This is a genomic window from Allosphingosinicella sp., from assembly GCF_046295735.1.
Lineage (GTDB): Bacteria > Pseudomonadota > Alphaproteobacteria > Sphingomonadales > Sphingomonadaceae > Allosphingosinicella.
Genome location: NZ_JBKBMQ010000005.1, coordinates 97,341 through 121,768, shown reverse-complemented (window position 1 = coordinate 121,768; position 24,428 = coordinate 97,341). Strand labels below are relative to the sequence as shown.

Here is a 24,428-nt window from a genome sequence, read left to right as displayed (position 1 = left end):
GCGCCGCGGCGTTGCAAGGCCGGAAGGGGTTACGCTAGCCTGCCCGAAAAGGGGGCTCTCATGATCTCGATCATTTTTGCGGCATTGGCGGCCGCCGCCGCGCAGCCCGCGGAGGCGGGCAAGGAACGGATCTTCCGTGCCGAAGGCTATGTGGCCGCGCTCTACGGAGAGGAGGGGCGCTATGTCCTCGAGCTCCACGATACGGCGGTCCGCTATGCTTTGCCGCGGCTCGACGACAAGCGGCTCGCCGCTTATGCGGACGTGATCGGGTCCGCCCACGATCTCGGCGTCGCCATCGGCGTTCAGTTCGACGGTACCGCCGGGAGCCTGACCGCCGATGGCGAGAGGATCGAGTTTCCGCTTTGCACGATCGAGGTGGATGGCGCCGCCATCGGTTCCGTCGCGGCCAATTGCCCGCCGCGGCGCGGGGCCGCGCGCGCCGGCGAGCGCGCCTTGGCCCTCGGCCTCGCGCAGCGGCTCGATCGACCCGACCAGGCGGCCGCGCTGCTCGCCACGGCAAGCCGGGCCGCCGACCTCCCCGCGGCCGCGCGCGCGGTCGCGCTGGAGAAGCGCGGCGAGCTCCTGTCCTACACGGCCGCGCTCCTGCCGCGCAGCGACCCCGGGCACGACGCCAAGCTGTTGGAGGCCCATGCGGACTTCCAGCGTCTCGCCAAGCTCCAGCCCGGAAATGCCGAGGCGCAACGCGGGCTGGCCCGTACGCTCACCGATCTCGGCGCCTATGAGGAGGCGCTCGCCATCTACGCGCGCCTGACCGAGACGGAGATGGACGCGTTCCTGTCGGCCATTTCCATCGGCGCCATCCACCGCCTGCGCGGCGACCATGCGGCGGCGCTGCGCGCGCTCGACGCGCTCGCCGAAAGCCAGGGTCCGATGGAGGGGATGCGCTACCACTATCACCGCGGCTGGACGCTGCGGCTGCTCGGCCGTCACGAGGAGGCGATCGAATCGTTCAGCGAAGGCATGCGCAGCCAGCCCGATTATGCCTTCGCCTTTCTCCAGCGCTCCTGCGCCTTCGCCCTGCTCGGCCGTCACCGGGAGGCGCTGGCGGATCATGAGCAGGGGCTGCGGCTGCTGCGGTCGATGCAGGAGCGGCAGGACGACCGGTTGATCGCGCGGCACGTCGCCGAAGCGGGAACGGCGGTCGAACGGCTTCGCCGGGCCGTCGCGGACGGCGAGAGGGCACCCGTGGATGCGCCGTGCCGCGACGACGGGGCGACGAACGCATGAGCCCGCGCGAACGCAGCGCCTTGCTTCCTCCCGCTTGAGCGGCCGGCCGCGGCAGGCTAGGTTTCAGTACGCAACTGAAAAGGGATATGCCGCCATGATCGTCTACGGTTCGTCGATGTCGCCGTTCGTGCGCAAGGTGCTCGCTTTCGCCGCCGAGAAGGGGGTGGAGGTGGAATCGAAGCCGCTCGGCCTTGGCAACACCGATCCGGATTTCCGCGAGGCGAGCCCGTTCGGCAAGATCCCCGGTTTTCGCGACGGCGACTTCGCCATTTCCGATTCGACCGCGATCGTCTTCTATCTCGACGCGCTGAAGGCCGATCCGGCGCTCATCCCGTCGGACGCGAAGGCGCGGGCGCGGACGATCTGGTGGGACGAGTTCGCCGACACCATCTTCGCGGTCTGCGGGGGCAAGATGTTCTTCAACCGGATCGTCGCGCCCAAATTCCTCGGCCGCGAAGGCGACGAGAAGATCGCCGCCGACGCCGAGTGCAACGAGCTGCCGCCGCTGCTGCGCTTCCTGGAGGAGCGGATCCCCGACTCCGGCTGGCTGGTGGAGGACCGGCTGACGCTCGCCGACATCGCGGTGGCGAGCCCGTTCGCGAACCTGCGCCATCTCGGCCTGCCGGTCGACGCCGACGCCTATCCGCGCCTCGCCGCTTATGTCGAAAAGATGCTGGACCGGCCGAGCTTCAAGACCTGGGTGGACAAGGAAAGCGCCTTCTTCGCGCGCCTGGCGGCCTGATCCGCGCGGCGCCGCCGCCACGCATCTTCTGGCGCTCGCGCCGCCGCTTCTCTAGGATCGAGGGTGAAGCCTTCGAAACCAGAGGATGCAGCTTGCCGGTCATCGCCCTGATCGCCGCCTATCACGATTCCGAGGAGCCGGCGCGGCCGCTGCGGGCGCTGCTGCCGATCGCGGGGCGGACCCTGCTCGAGCGGCAGGCGCAGGTCGCGGCGGCGGCGGGCGCGCGCCGCATCGTGGTCGCGGTCGAACGGATGCCGGCGGAATTGCTCGCCGCGATCGACCGGATGCGCGCCGCCGGCCTGTCCGTCACCGTCGCCCGCGACGCGCTGGAGGCGGCGGAGGCGGTCGACGCCAACGCCCGCTTGCTGCTGGTCGCCGACGGCTGCCTCGCCGACGAGGACCAGGTCCGCCGCCTCGCCGCTCTTGAGGGCATGTCGCTCCTGACCCTGGCCGATGCCGGGGTGGACGACCGGTTCGAACGGATCGACGCGGAATGGCGCTGGGCTGGGCTCGCCATCGTCACCGGCGCGCTGCTGCGCGACACGGCGGCGATGCTGGGCGACTGGGACCTCCAGTCCACGCTGCTGCGCCGCGCCGCCCAGGCGGGCGCCGCCCGCGTGCCGATCGACGGCGGTCCGGGCGACGCCCCGCTGCTGATGGCGACGCGCCAGGCCGATCTGGCCGGGACCGAGGCGCTGATCCTGGAGCGGGTGCCGACCGGCCGCGGCGACTGGATCGCCCGCTACCTGCTCGCCCCGGTCGAGCGGGCCGGGACGCGGCTGCTGATGGGGAGCCGCGCCGCGCCGCGCGATCTCGGCATCGCCGCCGCCGTCCTCACCTTCGCCGGCGCCATCGCCTTCGCCTGGAACTTCCTCTGGCTCGGCCTCCTCTTCCTGCTGCTCGCGACGCCGCTCGACGGCATCGCCGATCGGCTGGCGCGGCTGCGGATGCAGGACAATGGGCGGGACAGCTGGTGGTCCTATTTGCTGCTCGCCTTCGCCGGTGCCGCCTTGTTCACGCTCGCTTACGCGCTGAGCGGGAACGGCCTCGGCTGGGGCTGCATCGTGCTCGCCGCCGCCACCATCGCCTTCCTGCTCGCGCTCCGCTTCGAGATCGAGGGGCGGGACGTGCCCGGCCAGATCTTCCTCGCCGAGCGCAAGGGCATGACCTGGCTGATGCTGCCCTTCGCCGCCGCCGGCTTCTGGGTGACCGGTCTCGGCATCCTCCTCCTTTATGCGGCGGGGTCCTTCTTCTGGGCGCAGCGCCAGGTGCATGCGCGGCCGCCCGCCGGGCTGCACTAACGTCAGCTTAACCCTGCCCGGCTAAGGAAAGCCGATGTCCGAGCCGGAGGCGAACAGGCGCGATGCGAAAGGGGACGCGGCGAGGCTGCTGCTCGCGGCCGCGCGCGAGCGTTTTTCCGTGGCCGCATCCGACCTTCTGCTCCCCGAACAGTCGCGCCTCACCGAATGGCAGCGCCTGACCGCCGCCGCCTTGCTCGCGAGCCTCGTCCGCTCGATCGAGGATCCGCTGCGCGCCGCGCTGGCGCCCCGTTTCGGCGGGCATGAAGCGGCGCAGGCGGCGCTCGCCTCCGTCCATGTCGCGATCGCGCTCCCGGTGCTTGAGCGGGCGCGCGCGCTCGGCGATTCCGACCTTCTCACCCTGCTCGTCCGCCGCGTCGAGGAGCACCGCTTCTGGAAGGCGCAGACCTCCGACGCCGGCCAGCGCCACGATCTGCTGGCCGAGCTGGTGCGCGACCCCGACCAGCAACTCGCCGGCGAGGCGATGGAGCTGCTCATCGCGCGCAGCCGCCGCTTCGACCGTTTCCACGAACCGGTGCTGGGTCGCACCGAGCTTCCCGCCGACATCCAGCATCGTCTCACCTGGCTGATCGCCGCCGCCTTGCGCCATTATCTGGTGCAGCAGCATCGGCTGCCGTCCGGCGCCGTCGATCTCGCGATCGAGGAAAGCGCGCGCGGCGTGCTGCAAGGCTATGACGAAGGCGACGGGCTGGAGGCGCGGGCGATGCGGCTCGCGCGCCGGCTTCACCGCGCCGCCCGGCTGGAAGGGCCGGTGCTCGCCCGCGTCCTGGAGGAGGGCAATCTGCCGCTGTTCGTCGCCGGCGCGGCGGTTCATTGCGGGCTCGATCACGGCGCGGCCTGGGAGATCCTGTCCGATCCGCGCGGCCGCGGACCGGCGCTGCTGCTGCGCGCCGCCGGCATCGAACGCGGCGACGCCGCCCGCATCCTGCTCGTCCTCAACAGCAAGGGCCGGCTGTTTTCCGGGGCCGAAGGCGACGCCACCGCCGCCCAGCTCGACCTGTTCGACGCCACCGCGCGCGCCGCGGCGCTCGAGGTGCTGCGGCTGTGGCAGGCCGATCCCGCCTATCGCGGCGCGGTGGCGCGCCTGTCGACCCGCGCGCGTCCGGTGCCGGAGGCCGCATGAGCAAGGCGGCGGAGATGGAGGCGGTGCGGGGCCGCGTGGATGCCGAGGGCCGGCTCGTCGCGGCCGATCCCGCGCTGGCGGCGCTGCACCTGCGCGCCGGCGGGCGGGAAGGGGGCGCGCTCGCCGTGCCGCAGATCGCCGCGCTCAGCCGGCTCGCCCGGCGCCTGGGCATCGCCGTGTCGCGGCCCGCCATCGCCGCCGACGGCGCCCGCGACATCGACCTGTGGGTCCGGGCCGTGCCGGCCGAGGACCATGTCGACCTTACCATCACCGGCTGGACCGAACGGCCCGCCGCCCCGGCGAAGGACGTGCCGCCGGCCGACCGCGAGGCCGATTTCCTGCGGGCTGCGGCCGACTGGATGTGGGAGACGGACGAGACGCTGCGCATCACCGCCATTTCGGGCGCCGCCGCCGCCGCGATCGGCCGCTCGGCCGAGCAATTGGTCGGAGAACCGCTCAACCGCCTGTTCCGATTCCGCGAGGACGAAGAGGGATCGCTGCCGATCCTCGCCGCCCTCGCCGAACAGAAGAAGTTCGAAGGCCAGCCGGCCGAACTCGGCGGCTCGGGCGCCCGCTACCTGCTGGGCGGCGTGCCGCTGATCGACGGCGGCGGACGCTTCGCCGGCTTCCGCGGCTCGGCGACCGCCGCGCCGGTGGAGGCCGAGATCGCCGGCGAAGGCCCCGCGTTCGGCGAACGGCTGGACCGCGCGCTGCGGATGCCGCTCGATCGGATCATCGCCAGCGCCGAATCGATCGGCGCCGAGCCCGAAGGCCCGCTGCAGCGCGACTATGCGGATTATGCCCGGGACATCGCCGCCGCCGGCCGACACCTCCTCTCGCTGGTTGACGACCTGGTCGATCTGCAGGCGGTGGAGCGGCCGGACTTCCGGCCCGCGGCCGAGCCGATCGACCTTGCCGACATCGCCCGCCGCGCGGCCGGCCTCCTGTCGGTGCGCGCCGCCAACCGCAACGTGCGGATCGACCGCCCCGGCGAGGACGAGGCGCTGGAGGCGACCGGCGATTTCACGCGGGCGCTGCAGATCCTGATGAACCTCCTCACCAACGCGATCCGCTATTCGCCCGAAGGCGGCGCCGTCTGGATCCGCACCGAGCGGGAGGGCGACCTCGCCTGCCTGATCGTGGCCGATCAGGGCAAGGGCATCGCGCCCGAGGACCAGGAACGCATCTTCGACAAGTTCGAGCGGGTGGATCAGAACGAGCCCGGCGGCACCGGCCTCGGCCTCTACATCGCCCGCCGGCTCGCCCGCGCGATGGGCGGCGACATCAGCCTCGACAGCGCGCCGGGGCAGGGCGCGCGCTTCACCTTCACGCTCCCCGCGCGCTGAGGCTGGACAAGCCCGCGCGGCCGCTTAACCTGCTCCCGTCCACCGGGGGGTAGAAGATATGATCGAACTGACGGCCGGCCATTTCGAGGCGCTCTGCCGCAAGGAACCGGTGCGGGCGGAAATCGGCGCCCTGACGGACAAGCGCAAGGCGGCGCTGCGCAGCTTCTGGACCCGTTTGATCGCCGGAATCGCGCTCAGCGTCGGCGCCTTCTACGCGCTGGGTCCGGAATGGGGCGCGGTGGTGGGGATCATCGGCTTCGTGGCCGCCATCGTCGTCGCCAGCCTGCCGCTCACCCGCGCCAAGGAGGAACTGAAGCATCCGGTGCTGGAGGCGCTCGCCGCCGATTGCGGGCTCCACTACATGCCGACGGGCTTCGACCCGCCAGTGATGGCCGATGCGGTGCAGCCGCTGTTCGGATCGTTCAGCAGTTCCGAATTCACCGACCTGTTCTGGGGCGAGGACGGGGACGCGCGGCGGTTCGCGCTCTACGAAGCGAAGCTCGAGCGGCGGCAGGGCAAGAACAGCCACACCATCTTCCGCGGCCAGGTCTTCGCCTTCCAGCGGCGCGCGGGCGGCCGCGGCACGACGATCGTCCGCCCCGATTGGGGCCTGTTCAACTTCTTCAAGCCCGCCAAGGGGATGGAGCGGGTGCAGATCGACACCGACGCCGCCTTCGAGAAGAAGTTCGCCGCCTACGGCACCGATCCGCTCGCCACCCGCCAGATCCTGTTCGACGCCGATCTGCGGCGCCTGCTGATGGAGCTGCGCAAGACCGGCCGCGTCTTCCTCTACGCCAGCGAAACGGACGTGCTGGTCGCCGTCCAGGGCGGCGACCTGTTCGAGCCGGGATCGATGTTCAAGGGCCGCAGCGGCGAGGAGCGGGTGCGCGCGATGTTCGACGACGTGCGCGGCGCGCTCGGCACGCTGAAGGCGCTGCGCGGCCGGCTCGGCTGAGCCCGGCTCACTCGGCGATCGGATCGCAGCGATAGACCAGCCGCTCGTTCGGCAGGCGCGGCAGCACGTCGGCGATCTCCCGCTGCGCCCAGCGCAGCTCCTCGTGCAGCGCGGGATCGGCCGGGCAGCCGGAGAGCGTCACCCGGCCGCGCAGCTCCCGCGCCCGCGCCATCGCGCGCGCGTCGAGCTGATAGCGGGAGACGACATATTCCCGCCGCGCCGGATCGACCTCCAGCACCGCCACCGCCTGCTCGTCGTTGGGAACGAGGATGCGGCTCCACCGCCCGCCGTCCGGCGCATATTGGGTGCGACCGTTGACGCAGCCGTTTTCGGTCCAACCGAGCTCGACATCCTCGGTGGAGGAGACGGTGATGCGGCTGCGGTCGGGGAGGATGCGACAAAGGTTGCGGGCGGCGAGCGGCGCGCCCGCGGGACGGGCCGCTTCCTCGCCCTGCTCCCGCGCCGCCGCCAGCGCCTCGTCGCGGTCGGGGCGGGACAGGAAGGCCGCCACCGATCCCAGCAAAAGCAGCAGCGCGGCGCCGCCGAGCAGGGCCGCCGGCCGGTTGCGGTTGCGCAGCAGCAGGATGCCCGCGCCGCCCGCCGCCACCAGCGCCAGCACGATCAGCAGCACCGCCAGCGCGAGCCGGTTCTCCCGCGTCTCGTCGATGTCGGCGCGGGCGCGGTCCAGCGCCTCCCGCTCGGCCTGCTCGCGCGCCATCCGCTCGGCCTCGCGGGCGCGGGCCTCCTCCAGTGCGCGCTCCTGCTCCTGCGACAGCCGCTCGGCCATCGACACGCATTCGCTCGCGACCGTCTGGAAGGGCTGGCGGGCGTCGCGCAGGAAGATGGCGAGTTCGCGATTGGTGATCGCGAAGAAGAAGCTCGCATCGCCTTCCTCGGCGCGGGTGATGAAGGTGTTGACGCCGAGCACCCGGCCGCACGGATCGAGCAGCGGCCCGCCGCTATGGCCGCGCGCGATCGAAGCGGTGTGGAGGAGGACGGCCGTCCCCTGGATGCGGCGCTCGTTGGAGAAATTGCCGATCGACCGGGTCGGCGGGATCGGGCTGATGAAATCCTCCGCGCCGCCGGCGGTCGCCATGTCGACATTTCCGGGATAGCCGAGCGCCACCACCTGCGCGCCGTCGGGCAGGGGACCCATATAGAGCGGGATCGGCGGAAGCGCGCCCTGTTCCAGCTCGATCAGCGCCAGGTCGCGTGCGGGGTCGAGCGTCACCAGCCGGGCGGGAAAGGACTGGCTGCCTTCCGACGGCACGATGCCGATCGAGATATTCTCGGAATATTCGCGGGCGCCGGTCACGACATGGGCGTTGGTGACGATCCGGTTGCGCGAGATGGCGAAGCCGGTGCCGTGGCCGAGGCCGACGATCTGGTCGTCCTCCGACGCGATCACCACCACCCGCACCACGCTGCGGCTGGCCGCGCCGATGTCGTCGGTCTGGGCGGCGGCGGGAGCCGCGAGCAGCGCGAGGAGGAGGACGAGGAAGCGGATCATCGCTTCCGCATCGGAAATTTGGCCCCGGCTGGCAAGGGAGCAAGCGGGCGGTCAGAGGAAGCTGTAGGGATCGACGTCCACCGCCACCCGCACCGAGCGCGGCCATTCGAGCGTGCCCAGCCAGTCGCGGATCACGTCCTGGACGTCGAGGCTACGCGCGGCGTGGACGAGCAGGCGCAGGCGATGGCGGCCGCGCAGCATGGCGAGCGGCGCGGGCGCGGGGCCGAACACCGCCATATTCTCAACCTCCGGCGCGGCGCGCCCGATCGCGCGGGCGGCGGCGGTCGCTTCCTCCAGATCCTCCGACGACACGATGATCGCCGCCAGCCGTCCGAACGGCGGCATCGCCGCCTCGCGCCGCGCGTCGGTCTCCGCTTCGTAGAAGCCCTCGGCATCGCCGCTCACCAGGGCCGCGATCACCCGCGCCGACGGGTCGTGGGTCTGGACGAGGACCCGGCCCGGCTTGCCGCCGCGCCCGGCCCGGCCCGACACCTGGCTGATCTGCTGGAAGCTGCGCTCGGCCGCGCGCAGGTCGCCGCCCGACAGGCCGAGATCGGCGTCGACCACGCCGACCAGCGTGAGGTGCGGGAAATGATAGCCCTTGGTGACGAGCTGGGTGCCGATCACGATGTCGATCTCGCCCGCCTCCATCCGGCCGACGAACTCGGCCGCCTTGGCCGGCGACCAGATCGTGTCGGAGGTGACGATGGCGGTGCGCGCCTCCGGGAACAGCGCGCGGACCTCGTCGGCGATCCGCTCGACGCCCGGGCCGCAGGGGACGAGGCTGTCCTCCTCACCGCATTCCGGGCAGGCGCGCGGCGGCGGCATGACATGACCGCAATGGTGGCAGGCGAGGCGATGGACCAGCCGGTGCTCGACCATCCAGGCGGTGCAATTGGGGCATTGGAAGCGGTGCCCGCAATGCCGGCACAAGGTGAGCGGCGCATAGCCGCGGCGATTCAGGAACAGCAAGGACTGCTCGCCGCGCGCCAGATTGTCTTCCAGCTCCTTGACCAGCGTCGGCGCCAGCCAGCGGCCGCGCGGCGGCGGGTCCTGGAGGAGGTCGATCGCAGCGATGTCCGGCAGCCGCGCGCCGCCGAACCTGTCCGGCAGCTTCACTTCGCGATAGACGCCGATCTCCGCCATTTGCCGGCTCTCGATCGCCGGCGTCGCCGACGCGAGGATCACCGGCACCGCCTCGAACTTGCCGCGCATCACGGCGACGTCGCGGGCGTGATACTGGACGCCGTCCTCCTGCTTGAAGCTCACCTCATGCGCCTCGTCGACGACGATCAGGCCGAGCGCGCGATAGGGGAGGAACAAGGCCGAGCGCGCGCCGACCACCACCCGCGCGTCGCCGCTCGCGATCGCCCGCCAGGCGCGGCGCCGCTGCGACTGCCTGAGGCCCGAATGCCAGGCGACCGGCTCGCAGCCGAAGCGGGCGGCGAAGCGCTTCAGGAAGGGCTCGGTGAGCGCGATCTCGGGGAGCAGGACCAAGGTCTGCCGGCCCTGCCGCAGCGCCTCCGCGATCGCCTCGAAATAGACCTCGGTCTTGCCCGATCCGGTGACGCCGTCGAGCAGGAAGGGCGCGAAGCCGCCGCCGCGCACGGCGCCGACGAACAGCTCCGCCGCCCCGGCTTGGGCGGGTTCGAGCGCGGGCGGATCGTGCTCCGGATCGGGCGCGGGGAAGGGGTCGTCGACCGACACTTCCACCGCCTCGATCGCGCCCGCCTTGACGAGGCCGCGGATCACGCCGTCCGACACATCGGCGGCGAGCGCGAGCTCGCGCACCAGCCCCTGCCGCTCGCCGATCCGCTCCAGCGCCTGCGCGCGCTGCGGCGTCAGCCGGTCGGGCACCAGGCCGGTCGCGCGATATTCGGTCACGGTCCGCGCGCCGTCGAGCGCGGATGAGGAGGGCAGGGCCATCCGCAGCACCGACGCGAGCGGCGCCAGATAATAGTCCGCCGTCCATTCGATCAGCCGCCGCAGCGCCGCGCCGAGCGGGGGCGCGTCGTGGACCTGCAGCAGCGGCCGCAGCCGGTTGTCGCCGACTTCCTCGGCCGGCAGCCGCTCCGGCTCCCACACGACGCCGGTCAGCTGGCGCGGCCCGAGCGGCGCCAGCACGATCGAACCCGGCGCCACCGCCATGCCGTGCGGCACCCGATAGTCGAGCGGCCCCAGGGCGGCGTTGAGGAGGATGATGCGGGCGCGGGACATGGGCGCCCTAGATCGAGTCTCGCCACGCAAAACACAAGGTGAACGATCCGCTCAGCGCCGGTCCATGCAACGCCGGGCACGTTCCGTCCGTTACGCGTGCGACCAGAAGCGGAGACGATCATGGACCAGTTGCTTACCCGCCGCCGCCTGCTTGTTGCCGGCTGCGCCCTGCCGCTCTTGACGCTGCCCGGCTGCATGACCGGGCTCGGCGGATTCGGCCTCGAGGATGCGATCCGCCGCATCCTGTTCCTGTCGTCGGAGCGCGCCTTCGCCCGGCTGCTGCAGGACAACGGCTTCTTCCAGGACGAGCTCGCCCGGGTGCCGCTGCCACCGCAGATCGCCGGCGCGGGCACGGTGGCGGGCGCGCTGCTCGCGACTCCGATCGTCCAGCAGCAGCTCCTCCAGCTCATGAACCGCGCCGCCTGGAGCGCGGCCGAGACGGCGGCGCCGCTCGTCTACCAGTCGGTGCGCAGCATGAGCATCACCGATGCGGTCGGGATCGTGCGGGGCGGGCCGACCGCCGCGACCGACTATCTCGCCCGATCGATGGGCAATGCCATCGTCGACGCGATGTTCCCCGGCGTCGGCCAGGCGCTCAGGACCTTCGACAACGGCCTCCTCAACCAGGTGCTGCAGGCGGCGACCGGCATCAATTTCGCGGGTCTCCAGCGCCACGTCACCGAAAGCGCGGCGCAGGGCATCTACCGCGCGATCGGCCGCGAGGAAGCCGCGATCCGCGCCAATCCGCGCGGCACGGGAGACCCGGTCATCGCCGGGGTGTTCGGCGTGCTGCGCTGACCGGCTATAGGGGCCCTCGACTCCATCCGAATCGAGGGCCTTTCATGAAATTCTTCGTCGACACCGCCGACACCGCCGACATTCGCGAGCTCGCCGACGCGGGGCTGGTGGACGGCGTCACCACCAACCCCTCGCTGATCCACAAAGCGGGCCGCGACTTCCTGGAAGTGGTGAAGGAGATTGCCGGCATCGTTTCCGGCCCGGTCTCGGCCGAGGTGGTCGCGACCGATCATGACGAGATGATGCGCGAGGCCGAGATCGTCCGGAAGATCGCCGACAATATCGCGGTCAAGGTCCCGCTCACCATCGACGGGCTCAAGACGTGCCGCAAGCTCACCGACGACGGCACGATGGTGAACGTCACGCTGTGCTTCTCGGCCAACCAGGCCCTGCTCGCCGCCAAGGCGGGGGCGACCTTCGTCTCGCCCTTCGTCGGCCGCCACGACGATGTCGGCTATCCGGGCATGGAGTTGATCGCCGACATCCGCCAGATTTACGACAATTACCAGTTCGACACCGAGATCCTGGTCGCCAGCGTGCGCAACCCCATCCACGTCCACGAGGCCGCCAAGCTCGGCGCCGACGTAATGACCGCGCCGCCGTCGGTGATCCGCCAGCTCGTCCGGCACCCGCTTACCGACAACGGCCTCACCGCCTTCCTCGCCGACTGGGAGAAAACGGGGCAGAAGATCGGCTAAGGGGGCACCCCGCCTTTGCCGCTGCCGGTAAATCATGGCTTCTTAACCATATCCGGTTTACCCTCCACGCCATGGGACGGGTGATCAGTTTCGAGGACCGGGCGCTGGCGCAGCTGCGTGCCCGCGTCGCGGCGGCGGAGGAGGCCAATCAGGACCTCATCGCCTTCGCGCGCGGCCATTCCGGGGCGGTCGCCTCGATTCATGCGGCCGTGCTCGCGGCGGTGGAGGCGGAGGGGTTCGACCACCTCATCCACATCGTCACGCAGGAATGGCCGCAGATCCTGGGGCTCGACGCGGTCGCGCTGGCGCTGCACGTCGGCGACACCGGCGTCCGCGCCGACGCGTCCGGCCTACAGTTCGTCGATCCGCGCATCATCGAGCGCGCGGTCGGCGGCTTCGAAGGCGTGGTGCTGCGCAGCGCCGACCGCGGCCATCCGCTGTTCGGCCCGGCCTGCGAACTGATCCGCGCCGAGGCGCTGGTGCGGCTCGAGGGCGAAGCGCCGCTGCCCAGCGGCCTGCTCGCGCTCGGCCAGCGCAGCGCGCAAGGCTTCGAGACGCGCCACGGCTCGGAGCTGCTGATGTTCCTCGGCCGCATCCTCAGCCGCTCGATCGGCCGGTGGCTGGTCCCCTGAACGGGCGCGCGCTGGCGGCGCGCTGGCACGATCATCTCGCCCGCGACCGGCGGCGCTCCGAACATACGGTGCGCGCCTATACGGCGACCGCGCACCGGCTGGTGCGGTTCCTGGAAGGGCATCTGGGCGGGGAAGTGGACGGTGCCGCGCTTTGCGCGCTGGCCGCGGCGGACCTGCGCGCCTTCCTCACCGTCCGCCGCGCCGACGGGATCGGCAACAGCTCGGCCGCGCGCGAGCTTTCGGCGGTGCGCGGCTTCCTGGCCTTCGCCGCGGCCGAGGTCGGGCACGAGCAGGCGCTGCCGCGTCTCAAGGGACCCAGGAAGCCGCGCAGCGTGCCGCGCCCGGTCTCGCCCGACGAGGCGGTTGCGCTCGCCGAGGAGGCGGAGGAGAATGGCTCCGAGCCGTGGATCGGCGCCCGCGACCTCGCCGTCCTCCTTCTCCTGTACGGCTCGGGCCTGCGCGTCGCCGAGGCGCTCGGCCTCACCGGCGCGGCGCTGCCGCTCGGGCCGGCGCTCAGCGTGACCGGCAAGAGAGCGAAGACCCGGATCGTGCCGCTGCTCGATCCGGTGCGGGAGGCGATCGAGCGCTATGTCGCGCTCTGCCCCTGGCCGGTGGGCCGCGACGCGCCGCTGTTCCGCGGCGCGCGGGGCGGACCGCTGCGGGGCGAGATCGTGCGGCGGGCGGTGCGGCGGGCGCGGGTGCAGCTCGGCCTGTCCGACCGGGCGACGCCGCATGCGCTGCGCCACAGCTTCGCCACCCACCTGCTCGGCCGCGGGGCCGACCTGCGCGCGCTGCAGGAACTGCTCGGCCATGCCAGCCTCAGCTCGACCCAGATCTACACCGCGGTCGATGCCGCGCATCTGATGGACGTCTACCGCGCGGCCCACCCGCGCGCCTGATTCAGTCGCAGGCCTTGTGGAGGCGCCAGCCGAGCCAGGCGGCGCCGAGGCAGCCGATCGCCACCATCAGCAGCGTCTCCGCCACCGAGACCCCAAGCTGGATGAGGACGGTGAGGAGCAGGGCCGAGACCACCATCAGCCCCGAATTGACGATGTTGTTCGCCGCCACGGTCCGGGCGGTCTGCGACTTCTGCACGGTGGTGGTGAGGAAGGCGTAGAGCGGAACCACGAACATGCCGCCCGCCACGGCGACCCCGAACAGGTCCACCATCACCCAGCCCGCGCCCGGAAGCGCGATCCAGCTCGAAAAGCCGTGGAGGGCGCCGACCGAATCCGGCCAGCTCTTCACCATCCAGTAGAGGTGGAGGACGAAGGCGCCCATCGCCAGCGCCGACACCGGCGCCCATTTGGCGGACACGTTGCCGGCGAGCAGCCGGTTGATCGCCACCGATCCCACCATCACGCCGATCGAGAAGATGGCGAGGAACAGCGTCGCTACTTCCTCATTGGCGTCGAACACGTTCTTGACCAGCGGCGGGAACTGCGCGGCGAGCAGCGCGCCAATCGCCCAGAAGAAGCTGATCGACATGATGGCGAGGAACAGCCGCGGGATGTGCAGCGTCGCCGACACCAGGGTGATCGAGGAGCGCACGATGTGCCAGTCGATCCGCAGCGGCGGCGCGTCCGGCTCGGGCGGGGCGGGCGGGACGAAATGGCCGCTGATCCGGCCGACGATCGCCACTCCCAGCACCGCCGCCGCCGCGACGTGCGGCTGGCCGGCGAGCAGGCCGCCGATCATCGTCCCGCCGAGGATCGCGGCATAGGTGCCGGCCTCGACCAGGCCGGTGCCGCCCAGCACCTCGTCCCTGGCGAGATGCTGCGGGAGGATGGCGTATTTGATCGGGCCGAAGAAGCTCGAATGGACGCCCATCGCGAATAGCGCGCCCAGCATCATCGGGATGTTCTGCAGGAGGAGGCCGGCCGCGCCGACGATCATGATCAGGATTTCCGCCGTCTTCACGAGCCGGATGATGCGGGCCTTGTCGCTCGAATCGGCGAGCTGTCCGGCCAGCGCCGAAAACAGGAAGAAGGGCAGGATGAACAGCCCGCCGGCGATGGCGTTGAAGCTCGCCTCGCGGGTCGGGTCGCTGAACACATAATATGTGACCAGCAGCACCATCGCCGTCTTGAACAGATTGTCGTTGAACGCCCCCAGGAACTGGGTGACGAACAAAGGCGCGAAGCGGCGCCTGCCGAGCAGCCGAAGGGCCGGTGTCATGTCTGGCAGCGCCGCCGCTCGCGCGGATCAGTTCGCGGGCGGTGCGGCGGCGGCCACCGGCCGGAAGTTGCGCACGAAATGGTCCAGCAGCCGCACCGTCATGCCCGTGGCCCCGGCGGGCGCCGTCGGCGAATCCGTGCCCCAGGCCGTGCCCGCGATGTCGATATGCGCCCAGGGCGTCGCGGGAGTGACGAATGAGCCGATGAAATGCGCGCCGAAGCCGGCGCCGGGCGCGCCGCCCTCGACGATGTCGCGGATGTCCGCGATCGGCGAGCGCATCGCCTCGGCGTAGCGCGGGTGGAGCGGCATCCGCCACAATTCCTCGCCGGTCGCGCGGCCGGCGGCGAGCAGCTGATCGGCAAGCTCGTCCTGACGCGCGAACAGCCCCGCATAATCCTGGCCGAGCGCGGTCACGATCGCGCCGGTCAGCGTCGCCACGTCCACGATCGCGGCCGGGCGGAACTGCCGCTCCGCATAGGAGACCGCGTCGGCGAGCACCATCCGCCCCTCGGCGTCGGTGTTGAGCAGCTCGATCGAGCGGCCGTTATAGGCGCGCACCACGTCGCCCGGACGCGCCGCCGTGCCGCTCGGCATGTTCTCGGCGAGGCCGGAGATGGCGATCACATGGACCGGGGCCCGGCTGCGCGCGAGGCTCAGCACGGCGCCGGTGACGGCGGCCGCGCCGGCCATGTCGGTCTTCATCCGCCACATGCCGTCGCGGCCCTTGATCGAGATGCCGCCGCTGTCGAACGTGATGCCCTTGCCGGCGAGCACGATCGGCGCGCCCTGCGCCCCGGCGCCGCGATATTCGACGATCAGCATGCGCGGCGGCCGCGCCGAGCCCTGGCCGACGCTCATGATCGCGCCCATGCCCATGTCGCGCATCTGCCGCTCGTCGAGCGCGCGGACGGTGACGCCCGGCAGGCCGCGGAACGCCTCGCGGGTCCGCTCGACGAAGCTTTCGGGATAGATGATGTTGGCCGGCTCGGTGACGAGGTCGCGCGCGAAGAACACGCCGTCGGCCAGCGCCGCGCCGGCCTGCCAGCGCGCCTGCGCGGCGGCCGGGTCGGCGGCGACGACGGTCAGCGGCGCGGCGCGGCCGGCCGGGCGCGGCCGCTCCGGATCCTCTGACCTATAGCCCTCGAAGCGGTAGCCGCCGAGGCGCGCGCCGAGCGCGATGAGGTGGGCCGCGTCCGCGCCGAGGCCCGCGGCGGCGACCGCCACCGGACCGTCCTCCTCCGCGAGGGCGCGGGCGGCGGTGCCGCCGATGTCCTGCAGCTGCGGCGCGGTGAGCGGCTGGGTGCCGGTGCCGATCACCAGGATCTGCCGCCACGGCCCGATGCCGCGCAGCGGCAGCGTCGCGTTGCGCCGATATTCGAATCGCGCCGCCTCCAGCGCGCGGGCGACCGCCTCGCGGCTGGCGGCGTCCAGCATGGTGCCGCGCGACGCGAGGTCGTCGGCGCGGCCGAGCGGGAGCACCAGCGCGCTTCCGGCGAGCGCCTCGGCGGCGAACTGGACGGGACGCGCGGCGTCGGCCGGCGGCATCGAAAAGGCGAGGAGGGCGGCGGCGGCCGCGAAGAGACGCATCGAACGGGCACTCCCTGTGCAAGGGCTCGCGAAAAGGAGCGCTTTCATTGGCGAAGCTTGGCGCGTCCCGCAAGCCCCGGCCGGCGCGCTTATGCCGCTCCCATTTTGCCGGCAACCGCGCTAAGGCCAGCGCAGCGATGCTGACGGTCCCCAATCTCCTCACTTTGTCGCGCATCTTCGCGGTGCCGCTGCTGGTGCTGCTGCTATGGCCGCAGCCCGGCTGGTTCGACTTCGCGCTCGCCTTCGGCCTCTACTGCCTGATGGGCATCACCGATTATTTCGACGGCTATCTCGCCCGCGCCAACGGCGCGGTGTCGAAGCTCGGCGTGTTCCTCGATCCGATCGCCGACAAGATCATGGTGGCCGCGGTCATCCTGATGCTCATCTTCATCGACCGGATCGAAGGCGTCCATGTCGTCGCCGCGATCGTGATCCTGCTGCGCGAGATCACCGTGTCGGGCCTGCGCGAATTCCTCGCCGGCCTCCAGGTCTCGGTCCCCGTCACCCGGCTCGCCAAGTGGAAGACGACCTTCCAGCTGGTGGCGCTCGGCGGGCTGATCCTCGCCGGCGCGGTCCCGCAATGGCCGTGGGTGCAGGATGTCGGCCTCGCCAGCCTCTGGGCGGCGGCGCTGCTGACGTTGATCACCGGCTGGGACTATCTGCGCGTCGGCATCAAGCATATGGACTGACGCGAAATGGCCGAGGTCGACCTTCTTTATTTCGGACGGCTGCGGGAGGCGATCGGCCGCGACACCGAGCGGGTCGATCCGCCGAGCCATGTGCTCACCGTCGAGGATCTGCTCGGCTGGCTCGCCGGGCAGGGCGATCCTTATGCCACGGGCCTCGCCGGGCCGGTCCGCGCCGCCGTGGATCGCGACTGGGCCGCGCCGGGCGACAGTTTCTTCGGCGCCCGCGAGGTCGCCTTGTTCCCGCCGGTGGGGGCGCTGTGATCGACGTCCGCGTCCAGTCCGCCGATTTCGATCCCGGCCGCCAGATCGCGCGGCTGGGCGATCTCAAGATGGGCGCGGTGGCGAGCTTCACCGCGCTCCTCGACGTGGCGGACGACGTGGAGGAGATCCTCGTCGACCATTATCCCGCTCTCGCCAAGGTCGAGCTCGGCCGGATCGCGGCCGACGCGGAAGCGCGCTGGCCGCTCGGCGCGATCATCCTCATCCACCGCCACGGCCGCCTCGCCCCGTGCGACCGCCTCGCCTTCGTCGGCGTGGCCGCCGCCGACCGGCGGGCGGCGTTCGACGCGCTCGCCTTCCTCGCCGACGCGCTCGCCACCCGGCCGCCCTTCTGGCGCAAGGAGCTGACGGCCGGCGGCGGCGGACGCTGGACCCGCTGACCGGCGCCTCAGCTCAGCCTGTCGCGGAAGCGGCGGCTCCCGCCGATCCGCTCCCCCCCCGTCAGCGCCGCCTCGAAGTCTCCGCTCGGCCGGGTCTCGATCCCCGCGACGGCGCTTCGGCGCACCAGCCGCGAGCGGTGGATGCGGACGAAGCCGCGCGGCTCGAGCTCCGCCTCCAGCGCCGCCAGCGTGCGGCGGTGGAGGAGCGTGCCGAAGCGGCCGTGCAGCTCCACATAATTGCCGGCGGCCTGCGCCCAATCGACGTCCTCCGGCGCCAGCCAGCGCGTGCGGCTGCCGTCGCGCACCTCGATTCGATAAGGCTCCCCCGCTCCCGTCTCGGGCCGGTCCGGCCGGAGCGTCCGGTCGATCAGCAGGTAGAAGATTGCGGCGGCGCCATAGGTGACCGCGTCCTTGCGATACTCGTACAGCATCACCTCGCCGAAGCGCGCGAAGCCGACATAGTCCGCACCCGCCGCCCAATAGACCGCCTCGCGCATCCCCATCATCGCCGCGACGTGCAGGACCGAGACGAGCAGAGTGAGCGCGAGATGGGCCGCGAGAGCCGCCGGCCAGGACAGGGACGGCGGCCGCAGACGCCGCGCCGCGAGGAAGACGAGCGGCGCCAGCATCAGCCAGGCGGCGAGGCTCGTCGCCTCCCAGGTCCACGGCTCCCAGGCCGCGACCGGTCGGCCGACCTGCGCCCGCTCGTCGATCACGCTGGCGGCGTTGACGACCATGTTGACGGCGCCGAACGCGCCGAAGGCCAGCCAGGCGACGGCGCCCCGGGCGAAGGCGCTTTCCCGCCATCTCCCGTTCGTCAGCCGCACCCAACCGCTCGTCACACCGCCCCTCCCGATCGTCCCCGGGGCGCCGCCGCGCGTCACCCGCCGCTGGCGCCGCGCCGTCGCCCCGCGCCACAGCCGCCGCGCACCAGAACGCAAGGAGCAAGGCGATGCAAGCGGCGGATTATGTGGGCGGACGGCGCTACGGGCTCGACTGGCTGAGGATCGGGGCTTTCGCCCTCCTCATCCTCTATCATATCGGCATGTTCTTCGTGGAATGGGACTGGCACGTGAAGACGGCCCGTCCGCTCGGCTGGCTGGAGGCGCCGATGCTGGCGCTCAACCCGTGGCGGCTCAGCCTCCTGTTTCTCATCTCCGGCGTCGCCTCGCGCGTGCTGCTCGCCAAGGCGGGGGGCAGCGGCGGCTTCCTGCGCGAGCGGACGGGACGCCTGCTCGTCCCGCTCGCGGCCGGCATGGTCCTGTTCGTCGCGCCGCAACCTTGGGTCGAGCTGCAGGAGAAAGCCGGCTATGGGCAAGGCTTCCTGCATTTCTGGACGCAGCATTATTTCATCTTCGGATCGCGCGACGGGCTCGTCCTTCCGACCTGGAACCATCTCTGGTTCGTCGCTTATTTGTGGGTCTATACCGCGCTGCTCGCCCTGCTGGGTCTGCTGCCCGGCGGCTGGCGCGCCGCCGCCCAGCGCGGCTTCGAGCGGCTGTTCGCGGGCTGGCGGCTGTTCGTGCTTCCGCTCGCTTTCCTGTTCGCGGCGCGGATGTGGCTCCACCCCGTGTTCCCGAGCACCCATGCGCTGGTCGACGATCTCTACAACCATGCCGTCTACGGCTTCGCATTCCTGTTCGGCGCCGGCCTCGCCCGCGCCCAGCGCCTGTGGGAGACGATCGTCGCATATTGGAAGCCCGCCGCCGGCGCGGCCGTGCTCGGCTGGGCGGTCTATGCCGGCATCGCGGTGCAGGAGGGGGACCCGGAAGGGTCCGTCCTGACGCTCGCCCGTTTCGCCCGCTCGGTTCAGGCCTGGGGCGCGATCCTCGCCTTGCTCGGCGCCGCCCAGCTCTTCCTCCACAGGGACGGGCCGGTGCGCCGCTACCTCACCGAGGCGATCTTCCCTTATTATATCGCGCACCAGACGATCATCGTGCTCGCCGGCTGGTATCTGAAGCCGCTCGGCCTCGGCGCCGGCGCCGAATTCGCGCTCATCCTCCTGGCGACGGTCGCGGGCTGCGCGCTCACCTTCGAACTCGCGCGGCGGAGCCGCTGGCTGCGGCCGATCCTGGGGCTGAAGCCGACGGCGCCCGCGCTCAGGCGGCGTCCTTCAGCGCTTCGGCGAGCAGCTGGAATTCGGGCGCGCGGGGAGAGTTCTTGCGCCAGATGAGGGCGATCCGGCGGGACGGATGCTCCGCCGCGAGCGGACGGGCGATGACGCCGGTTCCGTCCAATATCCCCGCCTCGATCGCCATTTCCGGGACCATGGTGATGCCGAGCCCGTTGCCGACCATCTGGACGAGCGTGTGGAGCGAGGTGCCGAGCATCGCCGCCTCGGCGCGCAGCTCCGGCCGGTTGCAGGCGGCGAGCGCATGGTCCTTCAGGCAATGGCCGTCCTCGAGCAGCAGCAGCCGTTCCTCGTCGATCGCGGCCGGCGTCACGTCGCCCTCCGGCGCCTCGCTCGGCGGGAAGGCGACGAACAGGCGGTCCTCGAACAAATCGGCGCTCTCGATGTCGCCGCAATGATAAGGGAGGGCGAGCAGCACGCAGTCGACCTGGCCGCGATGGAGGGAATCGCAGGCCGCCTGACTGGTCTCCTCGCGCAGATAGAGCTTGAGGTCCGGCCACTGCTTGCGGAGCTTCGGCAGCAGCGCCGGCAGGAGGAAGGGCGCGATCGTGGGGATCACGCCCATCCGCAGCTCGCCCGCCAGCGGCTTGCCGGCGGCGCGCGCCATGTCGGCCAGTTCCTCGGCCTCGCGCAGGATGCGCTGCGCCTTCTCGGCGATCTGGTTGCCGAGCGGGGTGAAGCGCACCACCCGCCGCGTCCGCTCCACCAGGGTGATGCCGATCAGCGATTCCAGCTCGCGCAGCCCGGCCGACAGCGTCGATTGGGTGACGAAGCAGGCCTCCGCCGCCCGGCCGAAATGGCCATGGTCCTTCAGGGCGACGAGATATTGCAGCTGCTTCAGGGTCGGCAGGTAGATTGTCATCGGCTCCCTCGATCAATGGATGCGATCTTATCAATTTGTTCGATGGAAGCCACCCCCCATATAGGCGCTCGACACCAGCTTCAGTGCCACACAACAGGAGTGATTACACACATGCTCACCGTCGGTGACAAGCTTCCCGAATTCACGCTTCCGGTCCAGCAGGGCGTCGACGCGCTGCCGAACGGCGAGACCATCGATCTCGCCCAGACCAACGGGAAGTGGAAAATCCTCTTTTACTGGCCGAAGGACTTCACCTTCGTTTGCCCGACCGAGATCGTCGGCTATGGCGAGCTGCGTCAGGACTTCGAGGATCGCGACGCGATCCTGATCGGTGCTTCGACGGACACGGCCCATGTCCACTTCGCCTGGCGCAAGTCGGACGAGCAGCTGGCGCAGGCCGATTTCCCCTGGATCGCGGACAACAAGAAGGAACTGGCCGGCGCGCTCGGCATCCTCGACCGCGACGAAGGCGTCGCTTTCCGGGCCACCTTCATCGTCGATCCGGACAATGTGATCCAGCATGTGACGGTGAACGGCCTCAACGTCGGCCGCAACCCGCAGGAGACGCTGCGCGTGCTCGACGCACTTCAGACCGACGAGCTCTGCCCCTGCAACTGGCAGGAAGGGCAGGAGGTGTTGAAGCCGGCCGCCTGAGCGCCGCCTACAAGCTCGGGGCCTGTGCGCCAGCGGCCGATGCCCCCTGGCCGCGCGCAGGACCTCGCGGCGGGCGCGGGGACCATGGTTCCCGCGCCCGTTTTGTTACCGCACCCGCCGCACCGGCGAACGCCGGGCCCTCGCAACGACATCGTCCCGGCGAAGGCCGGAACCTCGAGACGAGACGTCGCGGCGGGTCTCCACGCGATCCCGGCCCTGGCCGGGATGACGAAAGGTATTTCCATGTCGCTCAAGGAATTTGTCGAAACGCTGCCGGACTATGCCAAGGACCTGCGGCTCAACACCACCTCGCTGCTGAACGACCAGACGCTGGGCGATCAGCGCAAATACGGCCTGCTGCTCGCCTGCGCCCACGGCACCGGCTACCGCCCGCTGGTCGCCGCCGCCGAGGCGGAAGCCGCGGACAAGCTGACGCCGGAAGCGGCGAACGCAGCCCGCGCCGCGGCGGCGGTGATGGCGATGAACAACGTCTATTACCGCTTCGTCCATCTGAGCTCGAACCCGGAATATGGCACGATGCCCGCGAAGCTCCGGATGAACGTGATCGGCAATCCCGGCATCGACAAGGCCGATTTCGAGCTGTTCAGCCTCGCGGTCAGCGCCCAGAACGGCTGCGGCATGTGCATCGACAGCCATGAGCGGGTGCTCATCCAGCACGGCGTCAAATCGGAAACCGTCCAGACGGCCGCCCGCGTCGCCGCGGTGCTGAAGGCGGTCGCGACGGTCCACGCGACGCTCTGAAGCCGGGCGCACGGGCGCGGGCCGCGGTCCACGATCTCCGCCGCCGGCGCGCCTGTCGTGCCGGCGGCGTTCCGCGTCTGGAAATCCGCGCGCGATCGGCTTATCTGTAAAGCCGACGTAACAAGAGTGACTGCCTATGGCTTCGGGGCTCGTCGCGTACCTGGATTCGATCAAGGCTCGCGATCCCGCGCCGCGCTCGCGGTGGGAAATCCTTCTCTATCCCGGCGTCTGGGCGCTGGGATTCCACCGGGTGGCGCATTGGCTGTTCAGGGGCGAGCTCTATTTCCTCGCCCGGCTCGTCAACCACATCTCGCGCATGCTGACCGCGATCGACATCCATCCGGGCGCGACGATCGGCCGCAATTTCTTCATCGATCACGGCTTCGTCGTGATCGGCGAGACGGCGGTGATCGGCGACGACGTCACCATCTACCAGCATGTGACTTTGGGCGGCACCAATCCGACCAGCGGCGAAGGCGGCAGCCGCCATCCGGTGATCGGCGACGGGGTCATCATCGGTTCGGGCGCGCAGGTGCTGGGGCCGATCCTGGTCGGCCCGCGCGCGCGCATCGGCGCCAATTCGGTGGTGACCAAGGACGTGCCCGAAGGCGCGACCATGGTCGGCATCCCCGCCCGCAACACCCTGGTCGCCGCCGAGCAGAGTTCGGCGAGCTTCCTTCCCTACGGCACGCCCTGCTCGGAACTCTACGATCCCGCCACGCAGAAGCTGGAGCTGCTCAATTGCGAGGTCGAGCAGCTGCGCAAGCGGCTGACCGAATTGCTCGAGGAGCGCGACCGCACCCGTTCCGCCCGCGGCGGCAAGCGGGCCTGATGGGCACCGTCTACCCTTTTCCGGACAGGACATCGCCGGCGCAGGTCGGCTTCGAGCGGGCGGAGCTGAACCGCATCGTCGATCTCTACGGCCGCGCCGTCGCCGCCGGCCTGTGGAAGGATTATGCGATCGAGTTCCGGCCCGATTGCGCCGCCTTCTGGGCGTTCCGCCGCAGCGCCGAGCGGCCCGAATACCGGATCGAGAAGCGCCCGGCCCTGCGCCACAAGCAAGGCATGTGGGCGCTGATCGGCGAAAGCGGCCAGGTGCTGCGCCGCGGCCACGAACTCGGCCCCGTCCTGGCCCCGATCGAACGCCGCCTCCTGAAACTGGTCGGCGGCTGATCCCTCAGGCCGTCGCCGGGACCGTGTGGTTCAGCACCGGCAGCCGCGCCTGCAGCGTCGTCGGAAGCCGCCGCACCACTTCCCGCCGCATATTGTGCCAGAAGGCGGACAGGAGCAGCAGCGCCGATCCGATGATGAGGGCGGTGAGCGCGAAGCTGAGCTCGACCACGCCATAGGTGTCGAACAGGCTCGACAGCGCGAACAGGACGTAGGCGAGCGCCGAGACGAGCAGCGCCCGGCGGTCGATCGCGAGCGCGGTGAGGCCGAGCCCGACATAGAGCGCCAGCACCAGCGCCGCCTGCGCGACACCCGCCGTTCCTCCGGTGAGGCCGAGCAGCGAGAAGATCGGGTGGACGATCAGCGGCGCCGCCAGCAGGTGCAGCCAGAAAGCGACGTCGGCGCGCCGCGTGGTGCGGGCCGGATCGGACGAATCCCACCACATGGCGAGCAGGAACACGCCGATGCCGAGCAGCAAGGCGAATCCGAGCAGGATCTCGCGCTGCGCGGTCATCTGCGCGGTGCCGGCCGCGATCAGGCCGAGCACCAGCCCGGCCGCGGCGAGCGCGCCGGCGGCGATCGCCACCGGCACCTTGAACCGTCGCCAGTGCAGCCAGGCCGCGCCCGCGGCCACCGCCGCGCAGCCGGCGAGCAGCGAGGCGGCCAGTGCCTCGTTGTTGTTCAGCGCCGTTTCGGGCACCACGGCGGCAAGCACGCCCGCCGCCGCGCCGAACGCGCCGCCGACGAAGGCGAGCAGCAGCACGATGCTGGGCAGCGCCATCCGCCGCCGGGCGGTGAAGAACAGCGCCAGGCCCCAGGCCGCGGCGGCGACGAACAGGCCGGCGAAGGGGGAGGGGGCGCCGGGCTCGGGCCCGACCGCGATGGTCTGGCCGATCCAGCCGACCGCGATCAGCAGGATCACCGCCGCGATCGCGACGAAGATGTCGTTGAAGCCGGTCAGCAGCCGGAAATGCTCCTCGTCCACCGCCGGGCTCGCCCGGCTGGCGGCGACATAGGCGCGCAGCCGCTGCGCCGAGTCCGGGCTCAGCGCGCCCGCGGCGACCGCGGCTTCGATATCGCTCTCGCTGTACATGGCCTTCCTCCCTGTCCGGGAGGCGCTATAGCATAGCCGTACTAATACAGCAATA

The 24,428-nt window shown here is 71.0% G+C and carries 25 protein-coding genes; 18 read left to right on the top strand and 7 right to left on the bottom strand.

Annotated elements, in window-relative coordinates; all coding sequences use genetic code 11:
- Window positions 1–60: 60 nt before the first annotated feature.
- The 6 genes from ACK4K7_RS06365 (at window position 61) to ACK4K7_RS06340 (ending at window position 6,733) form a co-directional block, all read left to right on the top strand.
- Window positions 61–1,248: a tetratricopeptide repeat protein gene (locus ACK4K7_RS06365; protein ID WP_431864460.1), complete on the top strand. Its 1,188-nt coding sequence runs from the start codon at window positions 61–63 to the stop codon at window positions 1,246–1,248.
- A gap of 94 nt (window positions 1,249–1,342) precedes the next feature.
- Window positions 1,343–1,990, top strand: coding sequence for a glutathione S-transferase family protein (locus ACK4K7_RS06360; RefSeq protein WP_431864459.1), 648 nt, complete (start codon window positions 1,343–1,345; stop codon window positions 1,988–1,990).
- A gap of 92 nt (window positions 1,991–2,082) precedes the next feature.
- Window positions 2,083–3,291: a hypothetical protein gene (locus tag ACK4K7_RS06355; RefSeq protein WP_431864458.1), complete on the top strand. Its 1,209-nt coding sequence runs from the start codon at window positions 2,083–2,085 to the stop codon at window positions 3,289–3,291.
- Between the two features lie 34 nt (window positions 3,292–3,325).
- A complete protein-coding gene (locus tag ACK4K7_RS06350) occupies window positions 3,326–4,432 on the top strand; it encodes a DUF2336 domain-containing protein (RefSeq protein ID WP_431864456.1) in 1,107 nt (368 codons plus the stop codon).
- A complete protein-coding gene (locus ACK4K7_RS06345; RefSeq protein ID WP_431864454.1) occupies window positions 4,429–5,778 on the top strand; it encodes a sensor histidine kinase in 1,350 nt (449 codons plus the stop codon). Before ACK4K7_RS06350 ends, ACK4K7_RS06345 begins: the two co-directional genes overlap by 4 nt.
- A gap of 58 nt (window positions 5,779–5,836) precedes the next feature.
- Window positions 5,837–6,733, top strand: coding sequence for a DUF3137 domain-containing protein (locus tag ACK4K7_RS06340; protein ID WP_431864452.1), 897 nt, complete (start codon window positions 5,837–5,839; stop codon window positions 6,731–6,733).
- Between the two features lie 7 nt (window positions 6,734–6,740).
- On the opposite strand, the gene ACK4K7_RS06335 is transcribed toward ACK4K7_RS06340, so the two are convergent.
- Complete coding sequence (locus ACK4K7_RS06335) at window positions 6,741–8,243, bottom strand: S1C family serine protease (RefSeq protein WP_431864450.1); 1,503 nt, start codon at window positions 8,241–8,243, stop codon at window positions 6,741–6,743.
- A 51-nt stretch (window positions 8,244–8,294) separates the two neighbouring features.
- Window positions 8,295–10,460, bottom strand: coding sequence for a primosomal protein N' (locus ACK4K7_RS06330; protein ID WP_431864448.1), 2,166 nt, complete (start codon window positions 10,458–10,460; stop codon window positions 8,295–8,297).
- A 120-nt stretch (window positions 10,461–10,580) separates the two neighbouring features.
- Here ACK4K7_RS06330 and ACK4K7_RS06325 point away from each other — a divergent pair, with 120 nt between their 5' ends.
- From ACK4K7_RS06325 to ACK4K7_RS06310, 4 genes are read left to right on the top strand one after another with little or no spacing between them, the layout of a single operon-like run.
- Window positions 10,581–11,258, top strand: coding sequence for a DUF4197 domain-containing protein (locus ACK4K7_RS06325; RefSeq protein ID WP_431864446.1), 678 nt, complete (start codon window positions 10,581–10,583; stop codon window positions 11,256–11,258).
- A gap of 44 nt (window positions 11,259–11,302) precedes the next feature.
- Window positions 11,303–11,956, top strand: a complete 654-nt coding sequence (gene fsa, locus ACK4K7_RS06320) for a fructose-6-phosphate aldolase (protein ID WP_431864444.1) — start codon at window positions 11,303–11,305, stop codon at window positions 11,954–11,956.
- Window positions 11,926–12,588 carry a DUF484 family protein gene (locus ACK4K7_RS06315; protein ID WP_431864602.1) on the top strand — a complete coding sequence of 221 codons (663 nt, stop codon included), beginning with the start codon at window positions 11,926–11,928 and terminating at the stop codon, window positions 12,586–12,588. Before fsa ends, ACK4K7_RS06315 begins: the two co-directional genes overlap by 31 nt.
- Window positions 12,573–13,487 (top strand): tyrosine-type recombinase/integrase, encoded by a 915-nt coding sequence (locus tag ACK4K7_RS06310; RefSeq protein WP_431864442.1) that lies wholly within the window; start codon window positions 12,573–12,575, stop codon window positions 13,485–13,487. The genes ACK4K7_RS06315 and ACK4K7_RS06310 overlap by 16 nt, the downstream gene beginning before the upstream one ends.
- Window position 13,488: 1 nt before the next feature.
- Here ACK4K7_RS06310 and ACK4K7_RS06305 read toward each other — a convergent pair whose 3' ends face one another.
- Both ACK4K7_RS06305 and ACK4K7_RS06300 read right to left on the bottom strand, forming a co-directional pair.
- Window positions 13,489–14,766 (bottom strand): MFS transporter, encoded by a 1,278-nt coding sequence (locus ACK4K7_RS06305; protein WP_431864440.1) that lies wholly within the window; start codon window positions 14,764–14,766, stop codon window positions 13,489–13,491.
- Window positions 14,767–14,793: 27 nt separating this feature from the next.
- On the bottom strand, window positions 14,794–16,353 hold the full coding sequence (locus tag ACK4K7_RS06300; RefSeq protein WP_431864438.1) for a leucyl aminopeptidase: 1,560 nt from the start codon (window positions 16,351–16,353) through the stop codon (window positions 14,794–14,796).
- Window positions 16,354–16,490: 137 nt separating this feature from the next.
- On the opposite strand from ACK4K7_RS06300, the gene pgsA reads away from it, so the two are divergent.
- Genes pgsA through ACK4K7_RS06285 form a run of 3 tightly spaced genes read left to right on the top strand, consistent with a single transcriptional unit; the run spans window position 16,491 to window position 17,701 of the window.
- Window positions 16,491–17,042 (top strand): CDP-diacylglycerol--glycerol-3-phosphate 3-phosphatidyltransferase, encoded by a 552-nt coding sequence (gene pgsA, locus ACK4K7_RS06295; RefSeq protein WP_431864436.1) that lies wholly within the window; start codon window positions 16,491–16,493, stop codon window positions 17,040–17,042.
- Between the two features lie 6 nt (window positions 17,043–17,048).
- Entirely contained in the window at window positions 17,049–17,303 is a 255-nt protein-coding gene (locus ACK4K7_RS06290; protein ID WP_431864434.1) for a MoaD/ThiS family protein, read from the top strand.
- Window positions 17,300–17,701, top strand: a complete 402-nt coding sequence (locus ACK4K7_RS06285) for a molybdenum cofactor biosynthesis protein MoaE (protein ID WP_431864432.1) — start codon at window positions 17,300–17,302, stop codon at window positions 17,699–17,701. The genes ACK4K7_RS06290 and ACK4K7_RS06285 overlap by 4 nt, the downstream gene beginning before the upstream one ends.
- Window positions 17,702–17,709: 8 nt before the next feature.
- Here the strand turns inward: ACK4K7_RS06285 and ACK4K7_RS06280 are convergent, their stop codons facing one another.
- Window positions 17,710–18,543, bottom strand: a complete 834-nt coding sequence (locus ACK4K7_RS06280; protein ID WP_431864430.1) for a LytTR family DNA-binding domain-containing protein — start codon at window positions 18,541–18,543, stop codon at window positions 17,710–17,712.
- 110 nt (window positions 18,544–18,653) lie between these two features.
- Between ACK4K7_RS06280 and ACK4K7_RS06275 the strand changes: the two genes are divergently transcribed.
- Window positions 18,654–19,874, top strand: a complete 1,221-nt coding sequence (locus ACK4K7_RS06275) for an acyltransferase family protein (protein ID WP_431864428.1) — start codon at window positions 18,654–18,656, stop codon at window positions 19,872–19,874.
- Here the strand turns inward: ACK4K7_RS06275 and ACK4K7_RS06270 are convergent.
- Window positions 19,801–20,694 carry a hydrogen peroxide-inducible genes activator gene (locus ACK4K7_RS06270; RefSeq protein ID WP_431864427.1) on the bottom strand — a complete coding sequence of 298 codons (894 nt, stop codon included), beginning with the start codon at window positions 20,692–20,694 and terminating at the stop codon, window positions 19,801–19,803. The genes ACK4K7_RS06275 and ACK4K7_RS06270 overlap by 74 nt on opposite strands.
- A gap of 111 nt (window positions 20,695–20,805) precedes the next feature.
- Between ACK4K7_RS06270 and ACK4K7_RS06265 the strand changes: the two genes are divergently transcribed.
- The 4 genes from ACK4K7_RS06265 (at window position 20,806) to ACK4K7_RS06250 (ending at window position 23,283) form a co-directional block, all read left to right on the top strand.
- Window positions 20,806–21,348: a peroxiredoxin gene (locus tag ACK4K7_RS06265; RefSeq protein WP_431864425.1), complete on the top strand. Its 543-nt coding sequence runs from the start codon at window positions 20,806–20,808 to the stop codon at window positions 21,346–21,348.
- A gap of 243 nt (window positions 21,349–21,591) precedes the next feature.
- On the top strand, window positions 21,592–22,110 hold the full coding sequence (locus ACK4K7_RS06260) for a carboxymuconolactone decarboxylase family protein (protein ID WP_431864600.1): 519 nt from the start codon (window positions 21,592–21,594) through the stop codon (window positions 22,108–22,110).
- A gap of 136 nt (window positions 22,111–22,246) precedes the next feature.
- The gene (gene epsC / locus ACK4K7_RS06255) at window positions 22,247–22,942 is read left to right on the top strand and encodes a serine O-acetyltransferase EpsC (RefSeq protein ID WP_431864423.1); all 696 of its coding nucleotides are present in this window, start codon (window positions 22,247–22,249) and stop codon (window positions 22,940–22,942) included.
- Entirely contained in the window at window positions 22,942–23,283 is a 342-nt protein-coding gene (locus tag ACK4K7_RS06250; RefSeq protein WP_431864422.1) for a DUF2794 domain-containing protein, read from the top strand. Before epsC ends, ACK4K7_RS06250 begins: the two co-directional genes overlap by 1 nt.
- A 4-nt stretch (window positions 23,284–23,287) precedes the next feature.
- Here the strand turns inward: ACK4K7_RS06250 and ACK4K7_RS06245 are convergent, their stop codons facing one another.
- Complete coding sequence (locus ACK4K7_RS06245; RefSeq protein WP_431864420.1) at window positions 23,288–24,373, bottom strand: hypothetical protein; 1,086 nt, start codon at window positions 24,371–24,373, stop codon at window positions 23,288–23,290.
- Between the last annotated feature and the right edge of the window lie 55 nt (window positions 24,374–24,428).